This window comes from Streptomyces sp. NPDC058289 (genome assembly GCF_042880975.1).
In the GTDB taxonomy this organism is placed as follows: Bacteria; Actinomycetota; Actinomycetes; order Streptomycetales; family Streptomycetaceae; genus Streptomyces; species Streptomyces stoeckheimensis.
The window spans coordinates 1-4,712 of record NZ_JBHVYI010000185.1; the positions used below are offsets into that span (position 1 = coordinate 1).

3 protein-coding genes are annotated in these 4,712 nt (G+C 73.7%); 1 reads left to right on the forward strand and 2 read right to left on the reverse strand.

What is annotated here, in order from left to right:
* Window positions 1-145: 145 nt before the first annotated feature.
* Window positions 146-1,327 carry a phosphatase PAP2 family protein gene (locus ACFVX6_RS40535; RefSeq protein WP_389699592.1) on the reverse strand — a complete coding sequence of 394 codons (1,182 nt, stop codon included), beginning with the start codon at window positions 1,325-1,327 and terminating at the stop codon, window positions 146-148.
* 259 nt (window positions 1,328-1,586) lie between these two features.
* On the reverse strand, window positions 1,587-2,702 hold the full coding sequence (locus tag ACFVX6_RS40540; RefSeq protein ID WP_389699593.1) for a hypothetical protein: 1,116 nt from the start codon (window positions 2,700-2,702) through the stop codon (window positions 1,587-1,589).
* 244 nt (window positions 2,703-2,946) lie between these two features.
* Between ACFVX6_RS40540 and ACFVX6_RS40545 the strand changes: the two genes are divergently transcribed.
* Complete coding sequence (locus ACFVX6_RS40545; RefSeq protein ID WP_389699594.1) at window positions 2,947-4,635, forward strand: MFS transporter; 1,689 nt, start codon at window positions 2,947-2,949, stop codon at window positions 4,633-4,635.
* Window positions 4,636-4,712: the final 77 nt, after the last annotated feature.

Below are 4,712 nucleotides of genomic sequence, written 5' to 3' on the forward strand. Positions count from 1 at the left end.
GCCCGCCCTGCCCGCGCCCCGGCCCGGGCGCGGGGGGCCCGCCGCCCAACCCCCACCCCCGCCCCGCCCCCCCCCCGCGCGCCCCCCGGCCGCCCCCCGCCCCCCGCCGTGGATGCGCGAGCGGAGGGGGTGCGTACCGTCCGGCTCAGCCGCCGGTGGCCGGGCGGGGCGCCGCGCCGCGCGCCGGGGCGCGCTCCGCGTGGGCCGGGCGGCGGCTGCCGGCCGGGGCGCCCGGGGTCCGCTCGGAACGGATCAGGTGCGGACGGCCGGAGAGGTGGGCGGCGGGCCGGGCGGCCGGCTGGTGCCCCGCGGTCTGCACCGAAGCAGCAGGGGAAGCGGAGGCAGAAGCCGTCGCCGTTGCCGACGCCGGAACCGGAACCTGTGCGGGCTCGGCCGCCCCCGGCTGCCGCACGACGACCACGGGCGGTACGGGCTGCGCGGGCTGTACGGCCTGCGCCGGCTGACGCTCGGCCGGCTCCGCGGCGGCTCGCTCGAGCCGCCACTTGCCGCCGGCCGAGAGCAGCGGGACCAGCACCCCGGTGAGGGCCTCGGGCACCTGCCCGGCCTCCACGAGGCTGCGCAGCCGTGCGCGCAGGTCGAAGACGTAGGCCTCGGCCATGGCGATGGCCGGCTCGAACCACGGCAGCGCCAGCAGCACGAGCAGACCGGCGAGCCAGCCGAGCAGCACGTCGCTGACCCAGTGGGTGCCGAGGTAGACGGTGGTGGCGCCGACGCTCAGGGAGACCACGGCGGAGACCAGGGAGAGCACCCGGCGGGTGACCACCGTGGAGGCCAGGTAGGCCAGGATTCCCCAGGTCACCACGGCGTTGGCGGTGTGGCCGGAAGGAAATATATCGCCGCCCGCGAAGAGCTCGGCGGAGCCGATCTCGGTGGCGTAGTGCGGACCGAGGCGGCCCAGGCCGAGCTTGACGGCGCCCACGGTGATGTTGAGCAGCAGCAGCGCCACGCCGAGGGTGATCAGCGGGCGGAGGGTGTGCTGCCGCCAGGACCGCCAGCCGAGCCAGGCCGCGACCATGACCGCGGTGGGGCCGCGCTGGCCGAGGACGACGAGGTAGTCGAGGAAGGCGTGGAGTTGCGGCCACTGCTCGTACGGCCGGAAGAACATGATCTGCCAGTCGAGGCGGACGAGCCAGGAAGTGGTCACTACCGCGACCACGATCGCCAGGTAGATGCCGAGGGTCGCTCCGAGGAGCACGACGCGGTGCCGGCTCATCCGCGGTGTTTGCAGATGAGCCGGTCGCTCTGGTTCCCGGTCCAGCCGGGCGAACACCCGCTCCAGTCTGGGCAGGATTTGGTCGGTACGCACTCAATCGACGTTACCGCGCGCCGATGGGCGACCCGGTCGAATCACGGGCTTTGTGATGACCATGTGATGTGGAGTTGGTCTCACGCGGGACTTAATTCCCGGTATTCAGCCTTTGGTTGGAGCGGGGAAGGTCCCTTGCTCCGATCTTTTCCTCTCACACTTAGGCCGCGTTTATCACTCCCGATCAATTTGTTTTGCCCAAAGATGGAGCGGAACGCTCCATTCCGTGATCTTGGGTCTCCGGCCCTCCCGCCACGGCCTACGGCGGGCCCGAACCGTTGAGCCAGAAGGCTCCGTACACGGCCGACGCGGCGGCCACCGCGCCCAGGACGGCGGCCGCCCGGCCCGTCCGCCACCGGGCCAGCGCCACCGCCGGCGGGAACACCAGCGGGAAGGCCGGCAGCAGCAGCCGCGGCTTGGAGCCGAAGTACCCGGAGGCGCACAGGGCCAGCGCCACCACGATCCCGGCGTACACGAGCAGCGGTTCCGGCCGGCGCCGCCGCACGCAGAGCGCGTACAGCCACAGCACCAGTGCGACCCCGGCGATCAGCCCGATCCCGGCGGGGAAGGCCGGGGAGGCCAGCCGCGCCCCGATGAACCGGGCGAACGCCCAGCCTCCGTCGAAGCCGTTGCCCCAGCCGCCCTGCACGTCGAGGTACCCGGTCAGGCCGCCGCCGGTGCGCGCGCCCACCCACAGCACGTACGCCGCCGCGCCGAGCGGCGCCAGCAGCGCCCCCGCCACCGGTCGCCAGGAACGCTCCCCGCCCCGCAGGGCCAGGGCGACGGCCACCCACACCGCCGCGACCACGGCGGCGCCGACCGGGCGGGTCAGCCCCGCCCCGGCCGCGAGCAGGCCTGCGGTGAGCCAGTGCCCGCGCAGGACCCCGTAGAGGCTCCAGGCGGCCAGCGCGGTGAACAGCGATTCGCTGTACGCCATCGACTGCACGATCCCGACGGGCAGTGCGGCCCACACCGCGACGGCGAACACCCCGGCCCGGCGGCCGTGGACGAACTCGGCGACCGCGAAGATCCCCCAGGCCGCCGCGAGCCCGGCGAGCGCCGACACCACCAGGCCGGCAGATCCGTAATCGAGCCCGGTGCCGGCCGAGACCAGCCGCTCCAGCCAGGGCAGCAGCGGGAAGAACGCCAGGTTGGAGTGGACGTCGCCGTTCGGGAGCGCCACCTCGTACCCGTACCCCTCGGCGGCGATGCGGGCGTACCAGAGGGAGTCCCAGCGGGCCGCGAGCAGGGTGTGCGCGCTGCTGCCGGCCACCGCCCCCCACACCGCGAGCACGGTCAGCCCGAGCAGCCGCACCGCCACGAACACGGTCAAAGCGGGCGCGGCCCGACGAAATCCAAGATCCTTCACGGGCATGATTATCGAGGTCCGGGACAGTCGCGCCCGGGCAGGAAGGGCCGAGGTGGAACGAGTGGCGCACACCACAGCGCAGCCGGCGGCGGGATGAGAGCTTGACCACGTGTCGGACAGCCGAACTCGCGTACGCTGACTCTTCACTCGCGTGTCGACGCCGGACCCCGTAGGACGCCACCCTCCCCACCCGTGGCTCTGAGAAGACGCTGGTCCGCCGAGTGCGAGGGATCACCTGGGAGGTACATGCATGTCGGGGACGAACGTGACCGGCGACAGGAACCCTTCCCCCTGGCAGCGACTGCGGCGACTCGGCGCGGGCTCCGGCGGGGCCAACCGCTGGGCCGTCCTGGCGGTCCTCTGCGTGAGCCTGGTGCTCGTCGCGCTCGACGCGACGATCCTGCACGTCGCCGTTCCCTCCGTCACCGAAGACCTGCGGCCCGGCCCGATGGAGCTGCTGTGGATCGTCGACGCCTACCCGCTCGTGTGCGCCGCCCTCCTCATCCTCTTCGGCACCCTCGGTGACCGCGTGGGCCGCCGCCGCGTCCTGCTCCTCGGCTACGGGCTCTTCGGCGCGGCCTCGGCCCTGGCTGCCCTCGCCGACAACGCCCAGGTCCTGATCGCCGCCCGCGCCCTGCTGGGCGTCGGCGGCGCGATGATCATGCCGGCCACCCTGTCGATCCTGCGCCAGGTCTTCCCCGACCGGCGCGAGCGGGCCCTCGCCATCGGCATCTGGACGGCCGTGGCCGCCGTCGGCGCCGCCAGTGGCCCCGTCCTCGGCGGCTTCCTGGTCCAGCACTTCTGGTGGGGCTCCGTCTTCCTCATCAACATCCCGCTCATGATCATGATCCTGCCGCTGGGCCGGTGGCTGCTGCCCGAATCCAAGGGCACCTCCGACGGGCCCTGGGACGTGCTCGGCGCGCTCATGGCCGCCGGCGGTGTGCTCGGTGCGGTCCTCGGGGTCAAGCGGCTCGGCGCGGAGCGCCAGTTCACCGACCCGCAGGCACTGGTCCCGCTGCTGATCGGGGCGGGGCTGCTGGTGCTCTTCGTACGCCGCCAGAAGCGGCGGGCGCACCCGCTGATCGACATGCGGATGTTCTCCCGGCCGGCCTTCACCACCTCCGTGGGCTGCATCGTGCTGGCCATGCTGGCGCTGGTCGGCCTGGAGCTGATCGCCGTCCAGTACCTCCAGCTCGTGCTGCACCTGAGCCCGCTGGAGACCGGGCTGCGCCTGCTGCCGCTCACCTTCGCCGCGATGGCGGCGGGCGCGACCGGCTCGTACACGCTGGCCCGGACCGGACCGCGCAGGATGGTCTCGCTGGGCTTCGTACTGACCGCCGGCGCGGTGCTGCTGCTGACGTTCATGGGACAGCACGACCGGCCGGTCCTGCTGACGGTGGGCTTCGTCCTGCTCGGCTTCGGCCTCCAGACCACCCTGTTCGCGGCCTACGAGTCCATGCTGAGCGAGGCTCCGGCCGCGACGGCCGGCGGCGCCGCCTCGATCGGGGAGACCTCCTATCAGCTCGGTGCGGGCATGGGCATCGCGCTGCTGGGCAGCGTGATGAACGCGGCCTACGCCCCCGGCCTGGCGTCCGTCCCCGGGGTGTCGGAGGCCGACTCGGCCGGCGCCTCGCACTCGCTGGGCGAGGCCTACCAGATCGCGGCGCGGCTCGGCGGCCCGGCGGGCGAGTCCTTGTTCTCGGCCGCCCGGCACTCCTTCGTGCACGGGCTGCACGTGACGCTGGTCATCAGCGCGGCCCTCCTCCTGGCGGGCGCGGCGATGGCCCTGAAGCTCCCCCGCACGATGGAGTGCGCGGACCCCGAGGCGTCTGCAATCCGCCTGCCCACCCAGCCGACCCCCGAGCCGGCCTCGACCGCCCCCCGCATCCCGTCGCAAACCACCCCGGACCACGACCCGGCCCTCGGCCACCCGGCCTGACGGTCCAGCCCCACCGGCGCAAAGCCCCTCCGGCGTTTGAGGAGCGGGGGCCCGGGGGCCGGCCCCCGGCCACGGCG